Below are 23,629 nucleotides of genomic sequence, written 5' to 3'. Positions count from 1 at the left end.
ATGACAGCCACCACCGCCTCCCTCATCGACCGGATGCCCGCCTGCCGCGGACGGCTGACCGCCGCGGCACCGCTGGCCAACGTGACGTGGTTCCGCGTCGGCGGGCCGGCGGAGGTCATGTTCCGGCCGGAGGACGCCGACGATCTGGCGGGCTTCCTGGCCGGACTGCCGGACGACGTGCCGGTGACGGTGCTGGGCGTCGCCTCCAACCTGCTGATCCGCGACGGCGGCATTCCCGGCGTGGTGATCCGGCTGGGCCGCGGCTTCGCCGGCATCGCGGCGGACGGGCTGACGCTGGAGGCCGGGGCCGCGGCGCTCGACCTGAACGTCGCCGCGGTGGCGCGCGACGCCGGCGTCGCCGGGCTGGAGTTCCTGTCGGGCATCCCCGGCACCATCGGCGGCGCGCTGCGCATGAACGGCGGCGCCTACGGCCACGAGATCAAGGACGTGCTGGTCTCCGCCCGGGGCGTGACCCGCCGGGGCGAGCGCGTGTCCTACGACAACGCCGGCATGGGCTTCACCTACCGCCACGCCGGGGTGCCGGAGGACGTGATCTTCACCGGCGCCACCCTGCGCGGCACGGCCGGCGACCCGGCGGCGATCGCCCGGCGCATGGCGGAGATTTCCGAGCAGCGCGCCGACACCCAGCCGGTCCGCTCCCGCACCGGCGGCTCCACCTTCAAGAACCCGCCGGGCCACAAGGCGTGGGAGCTGATCGACCGGGCCGGCTGCCGCGGGCTGACCATCGGCGGCGCGCAGGTGTCGGAGAAGCACTGCAACTTCCTCATCAACCAGGGCACCGCCACCGCGGCGGAGCTGGAGGCGCTGGGCGAAGAGGTCCGGCGCCGCGTGTTCGAGGCCTCCGGCGTCACGCTGGAGTGGGAAATCAAGCGGGTCGGCGTGCCTTTGTCTCCCTCCCCCGCCCCGGGGGAGGGCTGGGGTGGGGGTACCGCCGAGAATCACGGCGCTGATCCTTGCTCGACCCTCACCCGGCCGGCGGAGCCGGCCACCCTCTCCCGGGACGGGAGAGGGAACAGCGGAGACCTCGCATGACCAACAAGAAGCATGTCGCCGTCCTGATGGGCGGCTGGTCGGCGGAGCGCGAGGTGTCGCTGGTCAGCGGCGCCGGCGTCGCCAAGGCGCTGGAGGAGGAAGGCTACCGCGTCACCGCGGTGGACGTGCAGCGCGATCTGGAGGGGTTGCTGCGCGCCCTGACCGATCCGCGCCCCGACGCGGTGTTCAACGCCCTGCACGGGCGCGGCGGCGAGGACGGGACGATCCAGGGCGTGCTGGAGTTCCTCGGCATTCCCTACACCCATTCCGGCGTGCGCGCCGCCGCGGTCGCCATGGACAAGGCGATGACCAAGGCGCTGCTCGCCCCGGTCGGCGTGCGCTCGCCCAAGGGCCTCGTTCTGACCAAGGGCGAGCTGACCGGCGGCGCCCACCCGATGCCCGCCCCCTACATCGTCAAGCCGGTGGACGAGGGTTCGACCGTCGGGGTCACGCTGGTGCGCGAGGGGCAGAACAGCCCGGTCGGCGACGCCTGGACCTTCGGCGAGCGCGCCCTGGTCGAGGAGTTCATCCCGGGCCGCGAGCTGACCGTGGGCGTCATGGGCGGGCTGGACGGCGAATGCCGCGCCCTGACCGTCACGGAGATCCGCTTCGAAGCACAGGTGTATGACTACACGGCTAAATACAGCGCCGGTCATGCCGTTCATACTGTGCCCGCGCAGATTCCCGAGAACGTCGCGGAAGAAGCCAAGAGGTTGGCGGTCCTGGCCCACCGGACCCTGGGATGCCGCGGCGTTTCGCGCAGCGACTTCCGCTGGGATGATCGTAAAAGTGGGACCGACGGACTCTTTTTCCTGGAAATCAACAACCAGCCGGGCATGACGCCGCTGTCGCTGGTTCCCGAACAGGCCGCCGCCGTGGGGCTCACCTACGGGGCTCTCGTCGCTTGGATGGTGGAGAACGCCGCATGTCAACTCGACTGAGCATCGATCCGCAGTTCCGCGCCGGCTTCGGGGGCTCTGCGAATCGGGCCCGCGATGACAGGCCCGTGCCGCCGCGCGCCATGGCGAAGTCGGCCCAGAAAGGCAACCGCCGCCGCGCCTGGCCGCGCTGGACCCGTCCCGCGGTCAAGGCGGCCATCCTGCTGACGCCGATCCTGGTCGTCGCCGGCATGGCCGCGTCGGCCTGGCAGCGTGGCACCTTCGCCGAGACCACCGCGGCGTTGCAGGAAAGCCTGATCCAGACCAGCGCGTCCGCCGGCTTCGCCATCGCCGACGTGCTGGTCGAGGGCCGGACCGAGACCGACCCGGCGTCCATCCTGCGCGTGCTCGGCGTGCAGCGCGGCGACCCGATCCTCGCCGTCACGCTGTCCGACGCCAAGGAGAAGCTGGAAAGCCTGCCCTGGGTCGCCTCGGCCTCCATCGAGCGGCACCTGCCCGGCATCCTGTTCGTCCGCCTGACGGAGCGGCAGCCGATGGCGATCTGGCAGCACGACCGCAAGTTTACCGTCATCGACCGCGAAGGCCGCCCGCTGGCCGACGCCACCGAGCTGGCGCGGCGCGGCAACCGCCGGATCGAGACGCTGCCGCAGGTCGTCGGCGCCAACGCGCCGATGCAGGTGCCGAAGCTGCTCGCGGCCCTCGACAACGTGCCGGCGCTGCGCGACAAGGTGAGCGCCGCCTCCTGGGTCGGCGACCGCCGCTGGGATCTCAAGTTGAAGAACGGTGTCGTGGTGAAACTGCCGGAAGCCCGCATGCCGTCCGCGCTGCGCCAGTTGGCGGAGATGGACGCGACGGGACAGGTCCTCGACCGCGACATCGTGGCCATCGACCTGCGCCAGAACGACCGCGCCGTGCTGCAGACCTCTGCCACCGCCGTCCTGCCCTGGACGGAGGAGGAGAACAAGAAGAAGCCGGGCAAGAAGACGTGATCCTCCGCCACTCCTCTTTTTGAACCCCTCTTTCTGAAACGCGAACGACCGGACGCATCGAGGCCATAGGGTTGTGCTGAACATGGGCTTCAACGGGGCGAAAAAGCCAAAACGAGCCACCCGCGGCGGGATCATCGCCGCGCTGGACGTCGGCTCGACCAAGGTGTGCTGCCTCATCGCCCGCGTCGAGGATGCGGGGGCCGTGCGCATCCTGGGGATCGGCCATCAGATCGCCACGGGCGTGCGCGCCGGCGCCATCATCGACATGGAAGCGGCGGAGACCTCCATCGGCGCCGCCGTCCATGCGGCGGAGCAGATGGCCAACGAGACGATCCGCGACGTGATCGTCAACGTGTCCTCCCCGATCTCCCACGGCTTCAACGCCGAGGTCGCCGTCTCCGGCCAGGAGGTGACGGACGGCGACGTCCGCCGCGCGCTCGCCCACGCCCGCAGCCTGCAGGTCGGCCCGGACCAGGCGCTGGTCCACGCGATCCCCGTCGGCTTCGCGCTGGATGGCAGCCGCGGCATCCGCGACCCCAAGGGCATGTACGGCGAGCGGCTGGGCGTGCAGGCACACGTCATCACCTCGCCCGCCGGGGCCGTGCGCAACCTGCAGACCTGCGTGGCCCGCTGCCACCTCGACATCGAGGGTTTGGTCGCCAGCCCCTACGCGTCCGGCCTCGCCTGTCTGGTCGACGACGAGATGGAGATGGGCTCCGCCTGCATCGACATGGGCGGCGGCACCACGACGATCTCCGTCTTCTCCGAAGGCACGCTGGTCTGGTCGGACTGCATCCGGCTGGGCGGCAACCACGTCACCAACGACATCGCGCGCGGGCTGACCACGCCGGTCGTCCATGCGGAGCGCATGAAGACGCTGCACGGCAGCGCCATCACCAGCCCCGCCGACGAGCGCGAGATGATCGACGTCCCCCAGGTCGGCGAGGAGGAGCGCCTCGGCGCCAACAACCTGCCGAAATCCTATCTGGTGCGCATCATCCAGCCGCGGCTGGAGGAAATCTTCGAGCATGTCCGCTCGCGGCTGGAGCATTCCGGCTACGCGAAGCTGGTCGGCCGGCGCGTCGTCCTGACGGGCGGCGCCAGCCAGTTGCCGGGCATGCGCGAGCTGGCGCAGCTGATCCTGGACAAACAGGTCCGCATCGGGCGACCGACGCGGATCACCGGTCTGAACGAGGCGCAAGGCGGTCCGTCCTATTCGACCGCCGCGGGCCTTCTTCTCCACGCCGTGCGCAATCCGGCGGAACTTCCCGTGGCGGGCCATGAGGCTGGCGCCGGCACGGGGTTCTTCGGGCGCGTCGGCCTGTGGCTGCGGGAGAACCTATGACTTTACCGACATTGGTTCTCGGCCCGAAAAAGGCTCCCGCCGCACCACCGCATTCCTGCCTAAAAACACCACCCGGACCCAACCGGGCAAAGACCCGCGACGCAAAGCATCGAACCAATCAAAAGGTTGTGGAGGCCATAACATGATCAACGTGACCATCCCCAGCATCGAACCCGAGCTGAAGCCCCGCATCACCGTCTTCGGTGTCGGCGGCGCCGGCGGCAACGCCGTGAACAACATGATCAAGTCCAACCTCGAAGGCGTGGACTTCGTGGTCGGCAACACCGACGCGCAGGCCCTGAAGGGCTCGCTCTGCGAGAAGCGCGTCCAGCTCGGCACCACCATGACCCGCGGCCTGGGCGCCGGCTCCAAGCCGGACGTCGGCCGCGCCTCCGCCGAGGAACAGCTCGAGGAGATCATCGGTCACCTCGAAGGCGCCAACATGGTGTTCATCACCGCCGGCATGGGCGGCGGCACCGGCACGGGTGCGGCTCCAGTCATCGCCCGCGCCGCCCGCGAGCGCGGCCTGCTGACCGTCGGCGTGGTGACCAAGCCCTTCCATTTCGAGGGCGCGCACCGCATGCGGCTGGCCGAATCGGGCATCGCCGAGCTGCAGCAGTATGTCGACACGCTGATCATCATCCCGAACCAGAACCTGTTCCGCATCGCCAACGAGAAGACGACCTTCGCGGACGCCTTCAAGATGGCCGACGACGTTCTGCATTCCGGCGTGCGCGGCGTCACCGACCTGATGGTGATGCCCGGCCTCATCAACCTGGACTTCGCCGACATCCGCTCGGTGATGACCGAGATGGGCAAGGCGATGATGGGCACCGGCGAGGCCGGCGGCGAGCGCCGCGCCATCGAGGCCGCCGAGGCCGCCATCTCCAACCCGCTGCTCGACGACGTGTCGATGAAGGGTGCCCGCGGCGTCCTCATCAACATCACCGGCGGCTACGACATGACCCTGTTCGAGGTCGACGAGGCGGCGAACCGCGTCCGCGACGAGGTCGATCCGGACGCCAACATCATCTTCGGCTCGACCTTCGACAGCTCGCTGGACGGCGTGATGCGCGTGTCGGTGGTCGCCACCGGCATCGACGCTGCGGCCATGTCCAACCCGCGCACCCTGCACCCGGTCAACCTGTCGCTGGTCTCCGACCGCAACGGCGGCAACGGCGGCGCCAAGAAGCCCGCCGGCGCCGCCGGCCTGACCCAGGCCGCCCCGGCTCCGCTCGCCTCCCCCGGTCAGGTCGCCCCGGCGATCCCCGGCGCCGGTCTGGCGCCGCGCCCGATGGGCGGAGTCGCGCAGCCCCAGGTTCAGCAGCCGCACCCGTCGGAGTTCCAGCAGCACGTTCCGGTGCAGCAGCCGGCGCCGCAGCCGATCCAGCAACCCATGGACCCCATGGCTCAGCACGCCCCGCAGCATGCGCCCCACCCGCACATGCCGATGGGCCATGACGGCATGCAGCCGGTGGAAACCGCCCCGGCCCGCAACGTCGCCACCGGGCCGCTGCACAGCGAGCGCCGCGACGGCCACTTCATCGCCCCGAAGGCCGCCGATCCCGGTCCGCGCCAGTCCTCGGTCCCGATGTCGAGCCAGCTCGCCGCCGCCGCCCAGGCGGAGCCGCCGGCCCGCAAGCCGAACTTCCTGTTCGGTCTGGTCACCGGTCTGGCCGGCCGCAAGGCCGATCCGGCGCCGCAGCCGGCCCCCCAGCCCCAGCATCAGCCGCACCACCATCAGCCCCAGCAGCACCAGCCGCAGCACCAGCAGCCGGTGATGCCGCAGCCGCCGATGGCCGCGCAGCAGCCGCCGATGCAGGCCCCGCGCCCGCAGGCGACGGGCGTCGACGGCACCACCCAGAGGATCGACGAGGAAGCGCTGGACATCCCCGCCTTCCTGCGCCGTCAGGCCAACTGACGCGTCACCGAGGCTGGCCCAATTGATCTGAGGGCAACAGCAACCCGCCGGTCGCCGCCGCCTCTTTCGAAGCGGCACCGGCGGGTATCCACAACCTGTTAGACTTCAACCGCCTCCAGAGCTTCGCAAGAACGCTCCGGGGGCGGTCTTTTCGTGTCTGGGGAGCGCCCTGGTTCGCGCCCGGCGACGGTGCTCTACCGCCCTGCAACAAACGGTAACAAAGAGTGATTTGTCGTCCACAGGGGGCAGTGCTACCTAGCATATGCGGCCATAAGCGCTGACCCGCCCCTCCCAAGAGAGACCGGCGGCAAGTCGCGGACCGATCGCACAAAGACCAAGATTGAAACGGGACAGACACCGTGGCTCAGAATCGCATCAAGACCGAAGGCATGCTGCAGCGTACCCTGGCGAAGCCGGTGCGTTGCTCGGGCGTCGGGCTGCATACGGGCGCGACGGTCACCCTGACGATTTCCCCGGCCGAGCCGAACAGCGGCATCGTCTTCCGGCGCACCGACCTCAGCGGCCCCGCTGCCGTGATCCCGGCACGCTGGGACCATGTGGTCGACACCAAGCTGTGCACGGTCATCGGCAACGCCCACGGCACCACCATCGGCACCATCGAGCATCTGATGTCGGCGCTGGCCGGCTGCGGCGTGGACAACGCCCTGGTCGCGCTGGACAACATCGAGGTGCCGATCATGGACGGCAGCGCCGCCCCCTTCGTGGAGGCGATCGAGCGCGTCGGCACCGTGTCGCAGAACGCGCCGCGCCGCGCCATCCGCATCCTGAAGCCGGTCACCGTGACCGAGGGCAACAAGACCGCCACCTTCACGCCCGACCACACGACGGGGTTCAGCTTCGAGATCGACTTCGCCAGCAAGGCCATCGCCCAGCAGAGCCACGAGGTGGAGCTGGACGCCGAGACCTTCCGCGACGAGATCAGCGCCGCCCGCACCTTCGGCTTCCTGCACGAGGTCGAGGGCCTGCGCAAGATGGGCCTCGCCCGCGGCGGCTCGCTGGACAACGCGGTGGTCATCTCCGGCGACGAGGTGATGAACGAGGGCGGCCTGCGCTTCGACGACGAGTTCGTGCGCCACAAGATCCTGGACGCGGTCGGCGACCTTTACTTGGCCGGCGCGATGTTCGTCGGCCACTTCCACGGCGTGCGCTCCGGCCACGCCCTGAACAACCAGCTGCTGCGCGCTCTGTTCGCCGACGCCAGCGCCTGGTGCTACGAGACCCCGCCGAGCACGGCTCTGCCGGGCGCCGTCTGGCACGCGACCGAACGGCTCGCCGTCGCCTGAGACGCGCCTCACAGGTCGGGTTTGCCCCTGCCCTCCCCTTCCGGGGAGGGCATTTTCGTTTAGTGCACCCCCCTCCCCTCTCGGACTCGCGCTTGAGGAGTTTCGTGCGCACTCCCCTCCCCTTCCGGGAGTAGGAGAGAATGATGTCTGCGCCGCTTTTACCAGAATTAAAGAACTATTGAATTATATCAATACTTTATGTGGTTTTTTTAAGTCTTCGACTGAGGTGAGGGGGCGAAATCCCCTCTCCCCTCCGGGGAGAGGGTCAGGGTGAGGGGGGTGCGCTTTTGCCGAACACACCACCACGCGCATCCCCCTCACCCTTCCCACGCCGGTGCGGCGTGGGCCCCTTCCCTCTCCCCGCTTTCGGCGGAAAGGTCCGCCTGCCGCGTCAGCGCAAACGTCGTTTGCGCGTGAGCGGAGGGGAGAGGGCCACTCATTCACTGCTCCGCGGCGTAGGCGCCGAAGCGGGTGTCTTCCTTCAGGATGTGCTTGCCCAGCCAGTCGGCGCAGAATTCGAACACCTCGTTGCCGGTGATGGTGTCGCGCTGGGCGTGGAAGCGTTCACGGTAGGATTCGACGTTGCGCGTCAACGTGTCGTGCAGGGCCTTATGCGCGGCGAAGGTCGGATAGTTGGCCTGGGCCATGTGCGCTTCTTCGCGTGCGAAATGATCCTTGGTGTAGTGGATCAACTCGTCCAGGATCGCTTCAACGATGTCAGGGGAGGCGCGGTTTTCGTCTGCGCCCAGCTTGTTGACGATGTCCACGAGAACGCGATGATCCTCATCGAGTTCTTCGATGCCGACGCTCATCCAGCGCGACCATTGAATGGAGTCCATAGCGATCCCCCGTCTCGTTTTTCTTATGGTGCTTAGCCCCTTTTATGGAACCGCCGGCAGTGAGCGTCAACGCGGCACTCGGCCGCGCCGCCCCTCCCCTTCCACCTCTCCCCTGCCGTCCCCCGTCAACCGGCGATCAGTTCGGCCCACTCCTGCTCGCTGAGGATGGTCACGCCCAGGTCGCGCGCCTTGGCGGCCTTGCTGCCCGCGTCCGCCCCGCAGATGACGTAGTCGGTCTTGGCCGAGACCGAGCCGGCGACCTTGGCGCCCAGCGACTCAGCGCGGGTCTTCGCCTCGGTGCGGGTCATGGTCTCCAGCGTGCCGGTGAAGACCACCGTCTTGCCGGCGACGGGGGAGCCGCTGGCGGCCTTCGGGCGTTCGGCGTCGGCCACCCGCACGCCCTCGGCGCGCAGGTCGTCGATGATGGCGCGGTTGCGCTCCTCCTGGAAGAAGCCGGCCAACTCCTCCGCGGCGACCTCGCCGACGTCGGGGATGGCGACCAGTTCGCCCCAGCCGGAGCCGGGCTGCGCGGCGACCGCGGCGAGCATCGCCGCCTTCCACTCCGCCAGGGCGCCGTAGCGTTCGGCCAGCGCCTGGGCGGCGCGGCTGTCCACCTTCTTGATGCCCAGCAGCTTGATGACGCTGTCCAGCCGCAGCGCCTCCTGGCCGGCGTAGAAGTCCAGCTTCGGCAGATTCTCCGGGTCGGCGAACCAAGCGAGCAGAGCGTCGGCCTTCACCGGGCCGAGCCCGCTCAGCGCGTGCAGGTCGCGCCATGCCTCCCCCGGCATGTTGGCGACGGCGCGCTCCATCCCCTCCAGCCAGCCGTCGATCGAGCCGTATTGGCGGGCCAGCGACTTGGCGGTCACCTCGCCGATGTGGCGGATGCCCAGCGCGAAGATGAAGCGGTGCAGGTCGATGCGCGCGCGCCGCTGGTTGATGGCGGCGAACAGGTTCTCGACCGACTTCTCCTTCCAGCCCGGACGGCCGAGGATGGCGATCTCCACCGCCGCCACCCGGCGCTCCAGCGTGAAGATGTCCACGGGGGAGCGGATCAGCCCATCCTCCCAAAACTCCTCGATGGTCTTCTCGCCCAGCCCTTCGATGTCGAAGGCGTTGCGCGACACGAAATGGCGCAGCCGCTCCTTGGCCTGGGCGGCGCAAATCAGGCCGCCGGTGCAGCGGCGCACCGCCTCGTCCGGCTCGCGCACGGCGAGGCTGCCGCAGACCGGACAATGGTCGGGGAAGACATAGGGCACGGCGTCGGCGGGGCGCTGCTCCGCCACGACCCCGACGATCTGCGGGATCACGTCGCCGGCCCGCTGGACGGTCACCAGGTCGCCGATGCGGACGTCCTTGCGGGCGATCTCGTCCTCGTTGTGCAGGGTGGCGCGGCTGACCACCACGCCGCCGACGGTGATGTCCTCCAGCTCGGCCACCGGGGTCAGGGCGCCGGTGCGGCCGACCTGGATGGTGATTCCCTTCAGCCGGGTCTGCGCCTGCTCCGCCGGGAATTTGTGGGCGATGGCCCAGCGCGGCGCCCGGCTGACGAAGCCCAGCCGCTGCTGAAGCTCCAGGCTGTTGACCTTGTAGACCACCCCATCGATGTCGAAGGGCAGCGCCGAGCGCTCCTCGCCGATCTTGCGGTAATGGGTCAGCAGCGCCTCGGCGCCGTCGCACAGGTTGGCCGGGCGGTTCAGCGAGAAGCCCCAGCCGCGCAGCCGCTCGCGGATGCCCCACTGGGTGTCGGCGATCGGCTCCGACAGCTCACCCAGGGCGTAGCCGAAGAAGCAGAGCGGGCGCGACGCGGTGACCGTCGAATCCTTCTGGCGCAGCGACCCGGCGGCGGCGTTGCGCGGGTTGGCGAACAGGTCCTCCCCCCGCTCCGCGTAGGCGCGGTTCATGCCCAAGAAGTCGTCGCGGTTCATGTAGACCTCGCCGCGCACCTCCAGCACCGCGGGATAGGGCGCCTCCAGGGTCTGCGGCACGTCCCTGATGGTGCGGACGTTGGCGGTCACGTCCTCGCCCTCCGTGCCGTCGCCGCGGGTGGCGGCCAGGACCAGCCGGCCGTTCTCGTAACGGAGCGAGCAGGACAGCCCGTCGATCTTCGGCTCGGCCACGAACTCCAGCGGGGCGTCGTCGGACAGGCCGAGGAAGCGGCGGACGCGGGCGACGAACTCGTGCGCCTCCTCCGGCTCGAAGGCGTTGCCGAGCGACAGCATGGGCAGCGCGTGGCGCACCTTGCGGAAACCCGCCGCCGGGGTCGCACCGACGCGCAGCGAGGGCGAATCGGCCCGGCGAAGCTCCGGATAGCGCGCCTCGATCCCGTTGTTGCGGCGGACCAGCGCGTCGTAGGCGGCGTCGGAAATCTCCGGCTTGTCCTGCTGGTGATAGAGCCGGTCGTGGTGGGCGATCTCCTGGGCCAGCGCGGCCAGTTCCGCCTGCGCCTGCTCCACCGTCAGCTCCTCCACGGAGATGCTGCGGAGCGCGGCGGGGGTATCGAACAGGTCGTTCATGGCGGGTCTCTTCGGTGCCTTCTTATGGGGATGACGCTGGGGGACGGTGCTGTGGATCGGCGGGCGCCGCCGGGGGCGCAGCATAGCGCCGCGGGGGCTTGCCGTGGAGTCCGGCCTGTGCCGGTCTGGCATTTGGCCCCCATCGCACCAACCTTGAAACCGCAGACCTTGAGCAGACCTGGAAAGATGCGGGGGCGCGAGGGTTGCGTGTATGATGAGCCGGCGCCCGTGAACGGATGTGCTGCATGACCGAGCCGACCAGCCGTGCGACCGCCGGCAGCCTGACCATCGACGATCGATTCGTCATCGCCGCGGCGCTCGACCGCATTCTGTACGACGATCCCGACCATTTCGCGACGGCGGACGCGCGCCTGCTGCGCCGCATGATTCCGCGCACCCGCTCCGCCTGGCTGCGGCTGGGCTTCCGCGCGGAAAGCCAGGGGCCGTCGATGTCGGGCCGCGCCGCCGGAGTGGGCGACGTGAAGATGGACGGCGACAAGAAGGTGGTCGAGGGCGGCGTGGGCGAGGCCCCGGTCTGGCGCTGCGGTCAGTACAAGATCTCCAACCACGGCGACGACCTGGAGATCTGGCAGGTGATGAGCGACGAGTTCGCCGAGGAGCCGAAGGGCGCGCGCCTGGAATACGGCCCCACCGGCGCCCCGGAACGCCTGACCTTCTTCCAGCCGCGGGATTTGGAACTGCGGATTCCCTTTACGGGCATCGCCGTCGGACTGCGCCTGGGCGGTTGGCAGCCCTGGAAACGCGCCGCCTGACACCAGCCTGGGCCTGGGCCTGGGCCTGGGCCTGGGCCCGCTTGCCGCACGCAACGGTGTTGATCCGCAAACAATTCCAATAAGAGGCCAGCCAGTCCGCCGACTGGCCGACGGCGCGCGGTCGGTCATGGCGTCGGTCGATGACGCCTTCCTCATCCCCGCTCAATTGATCGGGACGACGGAGGGGATGCGCGCCGTGCCGGACAGGCGCCCTGTCATACGGCCGGCGCATGAATGCGTCCATGATCGGCCGGCCGTATGACCCTCTCGCACATTGCTGCACAATGTGCTTCCGGGTTGAACCAAGGGCGTTTGATGGAAGGCATCAAGCGCCCTTGGTATCACACATGATCCCCCTGCGCCAGGCGGCGTGACGGGCGCCCCGCCTCAGGCGGCGTCGAACGGGTGCAGCGGGTCGGGATGATGGTCCATCAGCGCGGCGTGGGCATAGGCATCCGCCGTCAGGCCGACGTCCGCCATGGCGAAGGCGGCATCCGCATGGACCGGCGCCGCAGCCTCCAGCCCCTGGGCGACGAGATGCTGCCACACGGTGTCCTGCCCGTCCGCGGACTGGCTCGCGGACAGGGCCGACGCCACGGCGGCCGTCCCGGCGGAGGGAAACCATGACTTGTCGGCGTCGACCACCAGCGTGCCGTTCCACCACAGGCCGGCCTGCCCCTTCACCACGTCCTTCCCGTCGAGCGCGCCCTTGTCGTAGGTGACGTTCGACGCCGTGGGAGCGACGGCATGGCCGTTGATGGTGAGCTTGTTGACGAACAGCGAGCGGTCCTGCCCGTTCACCACGGCGTCGTTGTCGTACTGGACCTGCACCTTGTGGGCCTGATCGGCGGTCAGGTTGGTGGCGAATGTGAAGTCCTTGGCCGCGGTGCCGACCGTGGCGCCGCCGATGGCCTTGCCGTCGACCAGCAGGTTGAAATGGGCGTTCACCCCGCCCGCCGCGACACCGGAGGCGTTGACGGTGATCGTCGTGTTGGCGGGCGCATCCTGGGCCGGAAAATCCTTCGCCGGAGCGTCGACCACGAGCGTGCCGCCCCACCACATCGACGACTGGCCCTTCACCACGTCCTTGCCGTCGAGTGCGCCCTTGTCATAGGTGACGTTGGCGGCGGTCGGGCTGTGGGCGGTGCCGTTGATGGCGATCTTGTTGACGAACAGGTTGCGGTCCTGGCCGTTCACGAAGCCGTCGTTGTCGTACTGGACCTGCACCTTGTGGGCCTGGTCGGCGGTCAGGTCGGCGGTGAAGCTGTAGTCCTTGGACGCCGAATCCACCGTGGCCTGCCCCACCGTCTTGCCGTCCACCAGCAGCTTGAAATGAGCGTTCACCCCGCCCGCCGGTGCGCCGGAGGCGTTGACGGTGATCGTCGTGGCGCTCTGCGCCGTGGGAACCGGGGCGGACTGGGCGATCTTGGCCAGCAGGGCGTCGGTGTCCAGCTCGAAATAGCCGGCGGTGCCCATGGCCTTGCCGGTGCTGCGGGCGAGATCGAGGAACTCCCCCTGGGTCAGCCGGGTGCCGGTCTGCTCCACCCACGCCTGCTGCGCCTGCGCCACCGCCGCGGTTACCGCCGGGGCGGCGAAGGAGGAGCCGTTCGCCGTGTAGGTGACGCCCGAGAGATTGGTGATCCGCACGTCGGTGCCGTCGGCGCAGACGTCGGTCAGGGTCGGGCTGCGCTGCGCCCAGGACGGGAAGGCGCCGTCGCCGGTAGAGGCCGAGACGCAGATCTGGTTCACGTCGGCCGCGTAGCTGGAGACGCTCTGCGACGCCCCGCCGTCGCCGCTGTTGCCGGCGGCGGCCACGGTCAGCACGCGCTTGGCGGTCAGCGCCGCCAGTTCGTCGGAGATCGAGGTGGTGGCCGCGGTCGTCTGCGCGCCGCCGCCCAACGACAGGTTCACCGCCGTGATGTTGTAGGCGTCGGCGTTGGCGACGACCCATTGCAGGGCCTTCTCGATGTTGGCCTCGCTGGCGCCGCTGCCGTCGTCGGGCATGACCTTCAGCGCGATGATGCCGACGTCGGGCGCGTTCTCCAGGATCTCCGCGGTGACCAGGGCGCCGTGCGTGTTCGCGTTGGCGACCATGACGTCGTTGTCGTTTCCGTAGAAGTCATGCTGGTAGACCAGCCGGCCCGTGTTCCAGGCGGAGGACAGGCCGCTGTCGATCACGACGACGTTGCCGGCGGAAGCGGAGCTGTTCGACATCTTGCCAACCTTGTTCGTTCTTGGGAGAACAGCGCCCGTTTCCGGACGCGCAAGGCTGGACTATGCGTGTTTTGCTGTGGCCGCCGTATGACCGCTGCGGGCGATTGCTGTGACCTGGACGGAGGATTTAGCCCTCTCCCCTCTGGGGAGAGGGGAGAGAGGCATTCCGCTACCCCCGCCCGGCGATCAGACTGTCGGCGGCGGCGCGGGCCTCGGCGGTGACGGTGGCGCCGGACAGCATGCGGGCGATCTCCTCGCGACGGTCGTCGCCGTCCAGCTCGACCACGCCGGTCGTCACCTGCTCGCCCTTCACCGACTTCTGCACCTTGAGGTGGATGGAGCCGCGCGCGGCGACCTGCGGGCTGTGGGTGACGACGAGCACCTGGAGCCCCTGCCCGAGCGTCTTCAGACGCTCGCCCACCGCGGCGGCGACGGCGCCGCCGATGCCGGTGTCCACCTCGTCGAACACCAGCGTGCCGACGGTCGAGGTCTGGGCCAGCACCACCTTCAGCGCCAGCATGAAGCGCGCCAACTCGCCGCCCGACGCGATCTTGTTCAGTGCGCCGGGGGGGGAGCCGGGGTTGGTGGCGACCTGAAAGGCCACGCGGTCCATGCCCGACGCCGTCCAGTCCGATTCGTCGGCCAGCGGCTCGACCAGCGTGCGGAACTTCGCCTTCTCCAGCTTCAGCGGGGCGAGTTCGGCGGCGACCGCCGTGTCCAGGCGGCCGGCGGCCTGCTGGCGCTCCCGGCTCAGCGACTCGGCGGCCTTGCGGTAGGCGTCGCGGGCGACCTCCGCCTCACGGGCGAGGCGGGCCAGCAGATCGCCCTGATCTTCGATCAGCAGCAGACGGTCGGCCATGTCCTTGCGCAGGGGGGCCAGCGCGTCCACGTCCACCCCGTGCTTGCGGGCGGCGGCGCGCAGGGCGAACAGCCGCTCCTCCAGCTTCTCCAGGGCCTGCGGGTCCATGTCCACGTCGGAGGACACGGCCTGGAGCCCGGCGATGGCCTCCCCCGCCTCGGTCGCGGCGCGGTCCAGGGCGGCGATGACCGGGTCGAGCTTGCCGGCGGCCTTGTCGGCGATCCGGCTCAGCGTGCGGATGGCCGAGGACAGGGCGCGCTCCACCCCGCGGTCGCCCGACAGCTCGCCATAGGCGGCGTTCAGGGCGTCGACCAGCTTCTCCCGGTGCATCAGCACGGCACGGGTCTCGGCCAGTTCCTCTTCCTCGCCCGGCTTGGGAGCCAGCGCGTCCAGCTCGGCCACGGCGTGGCGGAGATACTCCTCCTCCGAGCGGGCGCGGGCGATCTCGGCGGCGGCGTTGGCGCGCGCGTCCTCGACCTGCCTCCACGCCCGGTGGGCGGCGGCGACCTGGGCGGCCTGGCTGGACAGCCCGGCGTAGGCGTCCAGCACGCCGCGATGGGTCTGCGGATTCAGGAGGCCATGGGTGTCGAACTGGCCATGGACCTCGACCAGCTCCTCGCCCAGCCGCTTCAGCAGGCCGACACCGACCGCCTGGTCGTTGACCCAGGCGCGGCTGCGCCCGTCGGCGCTGACGGTGCGGCGGACCACCAGCCGCTCCTCGGGGTCGAGCCCTTGCTCCCTGAGGATGGCGAGCGCCGGGTGGTCGCCGGACAGATCGAACTCCGCCGTCACCGACGCCTGATCGGCGCCATGGCGGACGAGGCCCGAATCGGCCCGCGCACCCAGCGCCAGACCCAACGCGTCGAGCAGGATCGACTTGCCCGCACCGGTCTCACCGGTGAGGACGCACAGACCCTTGCGGAAGCCCAGCCCCAGCCGTTCGATCAGGACGACGTCCCGGATCGTCAGCGACGCCAGCATGGATCGTCCTAGAACAGGGAGCTCCAGGCTCTGCTGATCCAGGACTTCTCGTTTCGCTCCGGACGCACGTTGGCGTCCACCAGCAGTGCGTAGCTGTCCGTGTACCATTCGCTGCCGGGGAAGTTGTGGCCGAGCACGGCGGCGGCGGTCTTCGCCTCGTCCGTGATTCCCAGCGCCAGATAGCACTCCACCAGCCGGTGCAGCGCCTCAGGGACGTGGGAGGTGGTCTGGTAGTTTTCAATCACCATGCGGAACCGGCCGATGGCGGCGGTGTACTGCCCCTGCTTCAGATAGAAGCGTCCGACCTCCATCTCCTTGCCGGCGAGATGGTCGTTGGTCAGGTCGATCTTGATCTTGGCGTCGCGGGCGTACTGGCTGTCCGGGAAGCGGCGCACGACCTCCGACAGCGCATCGAGCGCCAGACGGGTCATGCGCTGGTCGCGGCGGACGTCGGTGATCTGCTCGTAATAGGACAGCGCCCGCATGTAGTAGGCGTAGGCGACGTCGGGGCTGCCCGGATGAAGCTGGATGTAGCGGTCGAGCGCCAGGATCGCGTCGTCGTACTTCAGATCCTGGTAATGGGCGTAGGCCGCCATGATCTGCGCCTTGCCCGCCCATTCGGAATAGGGGTGCTGGCGCTCCACCTCGTCATAGAGCTTGGCGGCCACCTTGAACCGCTCCTCCCGCATGGCGGCGTCGGCCTCTTGGTAGATCTGCTCGGCCGGACGCTCGACATACTGGTCCTCGGGTTTGGTCGAGGAGCAGGCGGTCAGGGCGGAAGCCAGGAGGAGGGCCGCAAGCGGCAGACGGGAAAAACGGCAGGGCATGGTCGTCGCGGTGCTTTCGAAGTTGGCCCTATATAGCACGCCGGGGCGCGGGGGCGGCAAGCCGCTTCGGCGAACAAATTTCGAACCTCGCCGCCGTGAGGCGGCCGGGCTCTCCGGAACGGAGGCCCGAATGGTGGTCCGGTCAGCCGAACTGATCAACCAAAGAGGGCGTCGATGTCGGCCTGGCTGATGTTGCCCATCTCCTGATGGTCGGCCGGGCCGTGCAGCTCCAGCGTTTCGTCCATCTTGGTGACGGTGGGCGGCAGGGGCATCGCCTCGAACTCGCGCTTGTTCCAGTGGCTCATCATCGCGTCGACGCGCTCTTCGATGAAGGACAGGGCGCGGACGACCTTGGTGATGCGCTGGCCGGTCAGGTCCTGGAAGTTGCAGGCCTCGTAGATGCGGACGATCACGTCGTTCATGTCGTTGACGCGGTCGGCGTGGTAGCCCTCCGGCAGCGACGACTTCAGTTCGTGAACGACCTCCTCCAGCTCCTCGGCGCAGGCCATGATGGTGTTGGTCGCGGCCTCCGTCGCCGAGACGACGGCGTTCAGTTCCTGCGACGCCTGCACGAACTTGTCGTCGCCGGCCAGCGGGTGGCGGATCGCCGCCATCTCCACCTTGGTGGCCTTGATCCGGCCCGAGATGTCGGCGATCTCGACCTGGATCTGGTCGATCTGCTGGGCGTCCATGGTCAGGAAGCGGTCGAGCTTCGCGCCGAGGTCGCTGATGGCGCGGATGACGTCGCTGTTGTCCACGGTGACCGGGCCGGACGGCAGCGACGCCAGCGCCGGCGCCAGGGCGGAGGCGTCATCCACCACCGCCTGATAGGGATTGCCGGTCCGGCGAGCCTTCTGAAGCTCCGCCATGAAGGGTTTCGAGAGATTCCTCATGCGGGCTGCGCCTCTTTCCGAAGGGACGTCCGGGGCGTCCGTGCACGCCGGCCCGTCTGGTCAGGACTGCCCGCCAAAGCCGGCATCGGCCCGGCGGGCGACGATCGTCATAGCAAACTTCATGTCCCAATTCGCCCGCCGATTGGAGCGGCGGCAACTCTTCACAAATCCGACGCCGAACCGTCTTGTTGACCGTGAGGTCAGCCGAACAGGGCGTCGATCGCCGCCTGATCCAATGGCGCCGGAGGCTCGTCCGCCGCGGGCGGCGGGGCGGCCGCCGGCTTGGCAACCGGCTTGGGGGCGGGCTTGGCCGCCGAGGCGGGCTTCGGCACCGGCTTCTTGGCGGCGGGGACCGCAGCCGGAGCCGGGGCGGAAACCGGCGGAGCCGCAGCCGGAGCCGGACTGTCGAACAGGCTGTCGATGTCCGCCTGACTGGCCTTCGCCGGAGCGGCCGGCACAGGGGCCGAGGCCGGGGCCGGGCTGTCGAACAGGTTGTCGATGTCGGCCTGACTCGCCTTGGCTCCAGTCTGGGCCGCCGGGGCGGGGGCCGGAGCGGGTGGCGGTTCGGAAACCGGCGGCGGCGGTGCCGCCATCGCCGGGCTGTCGAACATGCTGTCCACGTCGGCCTGGCTGACGCCGAGGCCGTCGAGCTGGGGACCGTTCAGCAGATGGGAGTCGGGCCGGGTGTCCGTGTTTTCCTGCGCAATCTGGAGGCCGGCGAGCTTCTCGACGCCCCAGATGTTGATCATCGCGTTGACGCGCTGCTCGATGTAGCGGAGCGCGTTGACGACCTTGCTGGTGCGCTGGCCGGTCAGGTCCTGGAACGAGCAGGCGGTGAAGATGTTCGTCACCTCCCCCTCGATCTCGGAGCACAGGCCGGGGTCGGCGCCGTCCGCCTTCAGCTTGCCCGACAGGTCCATCAGCCGCTCGGCGGCGTTCAGGATCTCGAAGGACGCGCGTTCGGTGGAGATGACGATGGCGTCCAGCTCGTTGGTCGCCGACATGATCTTGTCGCCGCCGGCGTCGGGCGGACGCAGGGCCGCGACCTCGCGCCGCGCCTGCTCGATGGAGGCCGCCATCTCCATCAGCTCCAGCCGCAGCACCTCGACGTGCTTGGAGGCTTCCACCGCCTCGCTCTGCTGATGCCAGGAGCTGCGGAACTCCAGCAGCATATTGCGCACCTCCTCCGCCGCAGCCCCATGGGCCCGGCGGTGGAAGCGGCGCAGGAAGGCTCGCCCCTTTGTGGTGCGGGCGATCGCTTCCTCGATCTGGTCGAACTCTTCCTCGGAAAGCTGCGGAAGCTGATCCAACCCAACCACTCCTTACCCGCCGATGACGGCCTGAATCTTCTGCTTCAGGGTGTCGGCGTTGAAAGGCTTGACGATGTAGTTGTTCACACCGGCCTGCTTGGCGGCGATCACGTTCTCGGTCTTGCTTTCGGCGGTGACCATGATGAACGGGGTCGAGGCGAGCTTGGCGTCGGCGCGGATCTCCTTGAGGAGCTGCAGACCGGTCATCGGCTCCATGTTCCAGTCGGAAATGATGAGGCCGAACTTGCTCTCGCGCAGCTTCTGCAGGGCCGAGACGCCGTCGCCGGCCTCGTCGATGTCCGTGTAGCCGATCTGGGTCAGGAGGTTCCGCACGATGCGCCGCATGGTGGCGTAGTCATCGACGACAAGGATCTTCATCTACGCGTCTCCGCATTCTTCCGTTGCTAGGCCCCGGCCCGGCGTTCAGCCCGCCCGGCGCGGCATGGCGTGCGCCGAGGTCGGTCTGGTCCGACTGTGATGCCTTAAGTCTGCCGAAAAGTCATCCCTCACGGCGACAGTGACGCACGCCCGTAAATATCGGGTTACCAAGACCGCCGAATTTCCGCCGCGCCCCGACGCGATGAGGCATCGTTTGAGGGCACGGGCGAGCGTCCGGCGGCGGCCCGAACAGGCATGCCCCTGCGCCGGGTGGGGACCTTGCCAGATTTCACAGGCGAACGCACGGGCTGATTCTCGCTCCATACGCCCCCACCCGCCGGCAATGGTCCACCCCGGGCCATTTCCCTCAATCGATGATCGGGGAGGTCGCCTGTCTCAACCATTGCGTGATACCACCGCCCTCCTCACCCGCGACCCGAGGCTCCAGCGCCTCGCGCACGTGGGTGTGGTAGGCGTTCAACCAGGCGATCTCCGCCTGGGTCAGCAGCGCCGGCTCGACCAGATTGCGGTCGATCGGGGCCAGGGTCAGCACCTCGAACCCCAGCATGGGCCGCTCCGCCATGGGCAGGTCGAGCGGCTGGACGACGATCAGGTTCTCGATGCGGATGCCATAGGCGCCGGTCTTGTAGTAGCCGGGCTCGTTGGACAGGATCATGCCGGGCTGCAGCGCCACGCTGTTCGGCACCTTGGAGATCCGCTGCGGCCCCTCATGCACCGACAGGTAGCTGCCCACCCCGTGGCCGGTGCCGTGGTCGTAGTCCAGCCCCAGGGACCACAGGGGCAGACGGGCCAGCGTGTCGAGCTGCGACCCCGTGGTGCCGCGCGGGAAGCGCGCCGTGCTGACGGCGATGTGGCCCTTGAGGACCAGGGTGAAGCGCTCGCGCATTTCCGGGGTCGGCGCGCCGATGGCGATGGTGCGCGTCACGTCGGTGGTGCCGTCCTGATACTGGGCGCCGCTGTCCAGCAGGAACAGGCTGCCCGGCTCCAGCCGGCGGTCGGTCGCCTCCGACACCCGGTAATGGACGATGGCGCCGTTCGGCCCCGCCCCGGAGATCGTGTCGAAGCTGAGGCCGCGGAAGCGGTCGTTGGCGCGGCGGAAGGCCAGCAGCCGCTCCGCCGCCGCGATCTCCGTCACCGTGCCCGACGGCGCCTCCCGCGACAGCCAGTGCAGGAAGCGGACGAGCGCCGCGCCGTCGCGGATGTGGGCGGCGCGGGTGCCGGCCAGTTCCGCCTCGTTCTTGCAGGCCTTGGGCAGGGCGCAGGGATCGGGGTCGCGCTCCAGCTTGGCGCCGGCCATGTGCAGCCGGTCGAAGATCCAGGCCGATGTGCCGGCCGGGTCGGCCATCACCTTGCGCCCCTCGCGCCCCAGCCCGTCGAGCGCGGCGCCCAACTCGTCCGGCGCGCGCACGGCGACCTGGTTGCCGAGGTGGGATTCCACGCCCGGCGCCAGCTTGCGGCGGTCGATGAACAGGTCCACCTGCCCGTCGTCCTTCAGGATCGCGAAGGACAGCGGCAGCGGCGTGCAGGGCACGTCCGCGCCGCGCAGGTTGAGCAGCCACGCGATGGAGTCGGGCTGGGTCAGCACCACGGCGCCGATGCCGTTGCGCGTCAGGTCGCCGGCGATGCGGGCGCGCTTGTCGGCGGCGCTGTCCCCGGCGAAGGCGATGTCCTGGGCGACCACCGGTGCCAGCGGAGGCGGCGGCTGGTCCGTCCACACGCGGTCCACCGGGTTGTCCGGGCAGGGCACCAGCGATAGGCCGATGCGCTCCAGCTGCTGGCGGGTGCGCTCCACCCAGCCGGCGGTGTGCAGCCACGGATCGTAGCCGAGCCGTCCGCCGCGCGGCAGCGCCTCCCCCGCCCATTCGGTCAGCGGATCGTCGACCAGATGCCGGTATTCGTAGAGGTCGCCCGACACCTCCGCCTGGACCTGCAGGGTGTAGCGCCCGTCCACGAAGAGGGCGGCGCGCTGCCGCCCCACGATGGCGTGGCCCGCCGACCCGGTGAAGCCGGTCAGCCAGGCGAGGCGCTGGGCACGCGGCGGCACATACTCACCCTGATGCTCGTCGCCGCGCGGCACGATGAAGCCGTCCAGGTCGGCGCGCGCCAGGACGCCGCGCAGGGCGGCGATGCGGGCGGCGTAATCCGGCGCCCCGGCGGCGCGGCCAGCGGCGAGACAGCTGTCGGCAAGTTCGGCCTTCAGGGCGCGGAGCTGCCCGGCGAGATCCTCGGGAAGGCTTGCCCCGACCAGAACCATCCAGCCGTCGGGATCCTCCCCCTCCGGCGCGGCAAGCACCCCGGCGACGAGGCTGCGGATGTCCGCGGGGGTTTGGGGCAGGCCCGCTTGGGCCAGGAGCTGCGCCAGGGTTTCGTCGCCGCGGTAAGCGCTGGACACGGGGGCTGATCCTCATCCGGTGAAGCCGACCGCGACAGGCTAGGCAGGGACGCCCCACCGCGCAAGCGTGGGAAAGGGCATAGCCGCGCGAAAGCCCCCGGACGGCTCTACAGCCCGGAATCGTCGGGCAGGCCCAGCCGCTCCAGGACGCGCTTGCGTGCAAGGCCGCGGTCGACGTCGGGCACATGGAGCAGGCCGCCGATGCGGCGCAGCAGATTCGCCTCCAGGTCGTTCAACTCGCCGTCGGCGTAGGCGACCTCCCACAGCATCTCGATGATCCACAGCCGCTTGTCCGGCGGGCAATGGTCGTTGATCACCGTGACGTAGCGGTAGTAGGGGGAGGCGCCCTCCGTGTCGAACACGGCGGCGGACAGCAGGTCCTGCGCCTCTTCCTCGCTCAGATGGAAGTGGCGGCGGGTGACGTCGAGGATGCGCTCGCGCTCCGCCGGGGAAATGGAGTTGTCGGTGCGTGCGGCCTCGACCAGAAGGGCGGCGGCGGCGGCCTCCAGCCTGTGGCGGTCGTCGCCGGGGTCGTTCTCCTGGAACAGCGCCCTGATCCGGTTCAGCATCGGTCCTCCGCAGATCGTCCATATGTCCGCAAGACATTGGCGACGGGGGGACCGAAATCCAGGGGTGTCAGCCCTTTACGGCTTTCCGCTTCGGGCGCTTCACCACAAGGGTGGTCCATTCGCCGACCGGGATGCGCGCAACCAGATGCAGGCCCTGCGTGCGGTGCGCCTGGATGACGTGGCGTTCCTGCCGGTTCAGCAGGCCGGCCAGCACGGCCACGCCGCCGCGCTGCAGATGCCGCTTCAGCTGCGGCGCCATGCGGGCCAGCGGACGGGCCAGGATGTTGGCGGTGATCAGGCGGTAGGGTTTGTGCCTGCCCACGATGGCGGTGTGGTAGCCGTCGCCGCCCTGCGAGCGGATGCGCGCCTTCACCCCGTTGAGGGCGGCGTTGACGCGGGTGACGCGCACCGCCTCCGGGTCGATGTCCACGGCGGTGACGGGGACCCGCCAGCGCTTGGTCACCGCCAGCGCCAGGATGCCCGAGCCGCAGCCCATGTCGAGCGCCCCGCCCCGCCCGCGGTGCGGCAGCGTCATCCGGCGGGCCAGCCGGTCCAGCGCCATCAGGCAGCCCTTGGTCGACCCGTGCTCGCCCGTGCCGAAGGCGGTGGCGGCGTCGACCAGCAGCGGGATGCTGCCCGCCGGGACAAGTCCCTCATGGTGGGACCCGTGGACGAAGAAGCGCCCGGCCTGGATCGGCGGAAAACCCTGATAGCTGTGCGACACCCAGTCGATCAGGGGCAGTTCCTCGACGATCAGCTTCGGCTCGGGGATGCCCACGGCCTCGGCCAGCACGGCGACGCGGGCGTTCAGCCGCGGCTCGTCCGGCTGCCCGTAGACCGTCGCCTCGACCAGCCAGTCGCCATGCTCCTCCAGCTCGAAGGTGGACACCGCGTCGGCATGATCGCCAATCGCCTCGGCGAACGCGGGGGCGTGGGCTTCGGGAATGACGAGCGCGATGCGCCAGAGCTTGGAGGAGGACATGGGGAGAGGTCGCCAATGGTGGGGTGGTCGTTGTCTAGGGAGAGACTTAACCACAGAGGCACGGAGACACAAAGATTTCCTGCACCCAAACGCACGCGCACCGTTGCCGCGTCCCATCACCGCATCAACGGACGAATCGCCGGATGCCGTTCTTGATTCGTGGAACGTTGAAATTGATCAGAAGGCCGACCCGTGTGTCCGTCAGCTTCAATTAGGTGAGGAGTTGCGCGTCGTGGACAGGCAGCAGCCTTTCCACCGCCTTCACCTCGACCACGACCGTTCCCTCGACCAGCAGATCGATTCGGAACCCTTCATCGAACCGCAGCCCGTCATAGACAACGGGAATGACCAATTGCCGGCGGGTGTGAAGACCTCGCTTACGCAATTCGTGCTCAAGGCAGGTTTCGTACAGGGACTCCAACAAACCCGCCCCCAACGTCGAATGAACGGCAAAGGCTGCATCCACAATCATTCCCGTCAAGCTGTTGAGCGATGGAGAGAGGGCTTCCTCTCGAATAATCTCTGTGCCTCCGTGTCTCTGTGGTTCATCGCTCCTCATCGATAGAC

Annotated in this window: 19 protein-coding genes; 7 read left to right on the top strand and 12 right to left on the bottom strand. The window is 69.2% G+C overall.

Annotation, left to right across the window (positions count from 1 at the left end; genetic code table 11):
- The 6 genes from murB to lpxC all read left to right on the top strand — a co-directional run bounded on the left by murB (nucleotide 1) and on the right by lpxC (nucleotide 7,511).
- Nucleotides 1-1,053, top strand: a complete 1,053-nt coding sequence (murB, locus tag DS837_RS01005; RefSeq protein ID WP_247889713.1) for a UDP-N-acetylmuramate dehydrogenase — start codon at nucleotides 1-3, stop codon at nucleotides 1,051-1,053.
- The gene (locus tag DS837_RS01000; protein WP_149163056.1) at nucleotides 1,050-1,994 is read left to right on the top strand and encodes a D-alanine--D-alanine ligase; all 945 of its coding nucleotides are present in this window, start codon (nucleotides 1,050-1,052) and stop codon (nucleotides 1,992-1,994) included. Before murB ends, DS837_RS01000 begins: the two co-directional genes overlap by 4 nt.
- Entirely contained in the window at nucleotides 1,979-2,941 is a 963-nt protein-coding gene (locus DS837_RS00995; protein ID WP_149163055.1) for a cell division protein FtsQ/DivIB, read from the top strand. The genes DS837_RS01000 and DS837_RS00995 overlap by 16 nt, the downstream gene beginning before the upstream one ends.
- Nucleotides 2,942-3,023: 82 nt before the next feature.
- A complete protein-coding gene (gene ftsA, locus DS837_RS00990; RefSeq protein ID WP_170295699.1) occupies nucleotides 3,024-4,286 on the top strand; it encodes a cell division protein FtsA in 1,263 nt (420 codons plus the stop codon).
- 142 nt (nucleotides 4,287-4,428) lie between these two features.
- Nucleotides 4,429-6,207, top strand: coding sequence for a cell division protein FtsZ (ftsZ, locus tag DS837_RS00985; RefSeq protein ID WP_149163054.1), 1,779 nt, complete (start codon nucleotides 4,429-4,431; stop codon nucleotides 6,205-6,207).
- 359 nt (nucleotides 6,208-6,566) lie between these two features.
- Nucleotides 6,567-7,511 carry a UDP-3-O-acyl-N-acetylglucosamine deacetylase gene (gene lpxC / locus DS837_RS00980; RefSeq protein ID WP_149163053.1) on the top strand — a complete coding sequence of 315 codons (945 nt, stop codon included), beginning with the start codon at nucleotides 6,567-6,569 and terminating at the stop codon, nucleotides 7,509-7,511.
- A 440-nt stretch (nucleotides 7,512-7,951) separates the two neighbouring features.
- Here the strand turns inward: lpxC and DS837_RS00970 are convergent, their stop codons facing one another.
- Both DS837_RS00970 and ligA read right to left on the bottom strand, forming a co-directional pair.
- Nucleotides 7,952-8,350: a bacteriohemerythrin gene (locus tag DS837_RS00970; protein ID WP_149163051.1), complete on the bottom strand. Its 399-nt coding sequence runs from the start codon at nucleotides 8,348-8,350 to the stop codon at nucleotides 7,952-7,954.
- Nucleotides 8,351-8,475: 125 nt separating this feature from the next.
- Nucleotides 8,476-10,863, bottom strand: a complete 2,388-nt coding sequence (gene ligA, locus DS837_RS00965) for an NAD-dependent DNA ligase LigA (protein ID WP_149163050.1) — start codon at nucleotides 10,861-10,863, stop codon at nucleotides 8,476-8,478.
- A 245-nt stretch (nucleotides 10,864-11,108) separates the two neighbouring features.
- Between ligA and DS837_RS00960 the strand changes: the two genes are divergently transcribed.
- Nucleotides 11,109-11,636: a hypothetical protein gene (locus DS837_RS00960; RefSeq protein WP_149163049.1), complete on the top strand. Its 528-nt coding sequence runs from the start codon at nucleotides 11,109-11,111 to the stop codon at nucleotides 11,634-11,636.
- Nucleotides 11,637-12,023: 387 nt separating this feature from the next.
- Here the strand turns inward: DS837_RS00960 and DS837_RS32485 are convergent, their stop codons facing one another.
- From DS837_RS32485 to DS837_RS00910, 10 genes are all read right to left on the bottom strand, one after another.
- Entirely contained in the window at nucleotides 12,024-13,850 is a 1,827-nt protein-coding gene (locus DS837_RS32485) for a carbohydrate-binding domain-containing protein (RefSeq protein WP_247889712.1), read from the bottom strand.
- A gap of 169 nt (nucleotides 13,851-14,019) precedes the next feature.
- Nucleotides 14,020-15,690, bottom strand: coding sequence for a DNA repair protein RecN (recN, locus tag DS837_RS00950; protein WP_149163048.1), 1,671 nt, complete (start codon nucleotides 15,688-15,690; stop codon nucleotides 14,020-14,022).
- Nucleotides 15,691-15,698: 8 nt separating this feature from the next.
- On the bottom strand, nucleotides 15,699-16,517 hold the full coding sequence (locus DS837_RS00945; RefSeq protein ID WP_149163047.1) for an outer membrane protein assembly factor BamD: 819 nt from the start codon (nucleotides 16,515-16,517) through the stop codon (nucleotides 15,699-15,701).
- 155 nt (nucleotides 16,518-16,672) lie between these two features.
- A complete protein-coding gene (locus DS837_RS00940) occupies nucleotides 16,673-17,410 on the bottom strand; it encodes a protein phosphatase CheZ (RefSeq protein ID WP_014241238.1) in 738 nt (245 codons plus the stop codon).
- Nucleotides 17,411-17,610: 200 nt separating this feature from the next.
- Nucleotides 17,611-18,729, bottom strand: coding sequence for a protein phosphatase CheZ (locus DS837_RS00935; protein WP_149163046.1), 1,119 nt, complete (start codon nucleotides 18,727-18,729; stop codon nucleotides 17,611-17,613).
- 3 nt (nucleotides 18,730-18,732) lie between these two features.
- Entirely contained in the window at nucleotides 18,733-19,098 is a 366-nt protein-coding gene (locus DS837_RS00930; RefSeq protein ID WP_014241240.1) for a chemotaxis response regulator CheY, read from the bottom strand.
- 367 nt (nucleotides 19,099-19,465) lie between these two features.
- Nucleotides 19,466-21,511 (bottom strand): aminopeptidase P family protein, encoded by a 2,046-nt coding sequence (locus tag DS837_RS00925; RefSeq protein ID WP_149163045.1) that lies wholly within the window; start codon nucleotides 21,509-21,511, stop codon nucleotides 19,466-19,468.
- A 107-nt stretch (nucleotides 21,512-21,618) separates the two neighbouring features.
- The gene (locus DS837_RS00920) at nucleotides 21,619-22,080 is read right to left on the bottom strand and encodes a tellurite resistance TerB family protein (protein WP_149163044.1); all 462 of its coding nucleotides are present in this window, start codon (nucleotides 22,078-22,080) and stop codon (nucleotides 21,619-21,621) included.
- 67 nt (nucleotides 22,081-22,147) lie between these two features.
- Complete coding sequence (locus tag DS837_RS00915; protein WP_149163043.1) at nucleotides 22,148-23,062, bottom strand: 50S ribosomal protein L11 methyltransferase; 915 nt, start codon at nucleotides 23,060-23,062, stop codon at nucleotides 22,148-22,150.
- A gap of 211 nt (nucleotides 23,063-23,273) precedes the next feature.
- Nucleotides 23,274-23,621: a GxxExxY protein gene (locus DS837_RS00910; RefSeq protein ID WP_425599229.1), complete on the bottom strand. Its 348-nt coding sequence runs from the start codon at nucleotides 23,619-23,621 to the stop codon at nucleotides 23,274-23,276.
- Nucleotides 23,622-23,629: the final 8 nt, after the last annotated feature.

The sequence above is a fragment of the Azospirillum brasilense genome (assembly GCF_008365405.1).
In the GTDB taxonomy this organism is placed as follows: Bacteria; Pseudomonadota; Alphaproteobacteria; order Azospirillales; family Azospirillaceae; genus Azospirillum; species Azospirillum brasilense_D.
The sequence above is the reverse complement of the archived record's forward strand: the minus strand, read 5'-3'. Positions and strand labels throughout refer to the sequence as shown.